The following is a 1530-nucleotide window of genomic DNA, read 5'->3' on the forward strand; positions in this document are numbered from 1 at the left end:
TCGTGAAAGGTTTCAACTGGATTGCCGGGACCGTAGGCACCACGGGCATGTCACGTCAATGGGTCCGTGTCGAAAAAATTTCGATAGCCTTAGGTCACGGCGGAGTCACGGAAAACAGGGTGAGTCGGAGTGCTTGACACCCCTGCGTGGGCCTCATACTTTGCCGTTCTGAATCGTTTCATCATTCATACCCCCCAGGAGCTCCGAAGTGACCGACTCCGCTGCGGTGAAGGCCGCGCTGAAGACCCAGGCCGTCGAGACGCCGTCGTGGGCGTACGGGAACTCGGGGACCCGTTTCAAGGTGTTCGCGCAGCAGGGCGTGCCGCGCTCGCCGCAGGAGAAGCTGGACGACGCGGCGCAGGTCCACGCGGTGACGGGGGTCGCTCCGACGGTGGCGCTGCACATCCCGTGGGACAAGATGGACGGCCCCGACGGATACGCGGACCTGGCCAAGCACGCCGAGGAGCGGGGGGTGAAGCTGGGCGCGATCAACTCCAACACCTTCCAGGACGACGACTACAAGCTGGGCAGCATCTGCCACCCGGAAGCGGCGGTGCGCCGCAAGGCCGTCGGCCATCTGCTGGAGTGCGTCGACATCATGGACGCGACGGGGTCGCGCGACCTGAAGCTCTGGTTCGCGGACGGCACGAACTATCCCGGTCAGGACGACATCCGTGGCCGGCAGGACCGGCTGGCGGAGGGGCTGGCCGAGGTGTACGAGCGGCTCGGTGACGACCAGCGGCTCCTGCTGGAGTACAAGCTGTTCGAGCCCGCCTTCTACACGACCGACGTCCCGGACTGGGGCACGGCCTACGCCCACTGCCTCAAGCTGGGACCCAAGGCACAGGTCGTCGTCGACACCGGCCACCACGCGCCGGGTACGAACATCGAGTTCATCGTCGCCACCCTGCTGCGGGAGGGCAAGCTCGGCGCGTTCGACTTCAACTCGCGGTTCTACGCCGACGACGACCTCATGGTCGGGGCCGCCGATCCGTTCCAGCTGTTCCGGATCATGTACGAGGTGGTGCGTGGCGGCGGGTTCACGTCCGACGTGGCCTTCATGCTCGACCAGTGCCACAACATCGAGGCGAAGATCCCCGCCGTCATCCGCTCCGTCATGAACGTCCAGGAGGCCACCGCCAAGGCCCTTCTCGTCGACCGCGACGCCCTGACCGCGGCACAGCGGACCGGGGACGTGCTGGAGGCGAACGCGGTACTGATGGACGCGTACAACACGGATGTGCGGCCGCTGCTGCGGGAGGTGCGTGAGGAACTGGGCATCGACCCGGACCCGATCGCGGCGTACCGGCGGTCGGGGTGGGCGGAGAAGATCGTCGCGGAGCGGGTGGGCGGGGAGCAGGCCGGGTGGGGTGCGTAAGCGTCTGCCCTCCTGAGCTGGTTCGTCGCGGGCTGCCGGCCGGTTGTCGCTGGCCGCGCCCCTGACGGGCGCACCGGTGTACCCCCTCCTTCGAAAGAATTAGGAACTTTTATGACTACGCATCCCGAAGCTGCTGCTCTGCTCGCTCGGTC

General features: G+C 66.6%; 1 protein-coding gene. It reads left to right on the forward strand.

What is annotated here, in order from left to right; all coding sequences use genetic code 11:
* Positions 1 to 208 precede the first annotated feature (208 nt).
* Positions 209 to 1378 (forward strand): L-rhamnose isomerase, encoded by a 1170-nt coding sequence (gene rhaI, locus AAW13_RS43800; protein WP_071659891.1) that lies wholly within the window; start codon positions 209 to 211, stop codon positions 1376 to 1378.
* Positions 1379 to 1530: the final 152 nt, after the last annotated feature.

The organism is Streptomyces humi (assembly GCF_001005085.2).
GTDB classification, from domain to species: Bacteria; Actinomycetota; Actinomycetes; order Streptomycetales; family Streptomycetaceae; genus Streptomyces; species Streptomyces humi.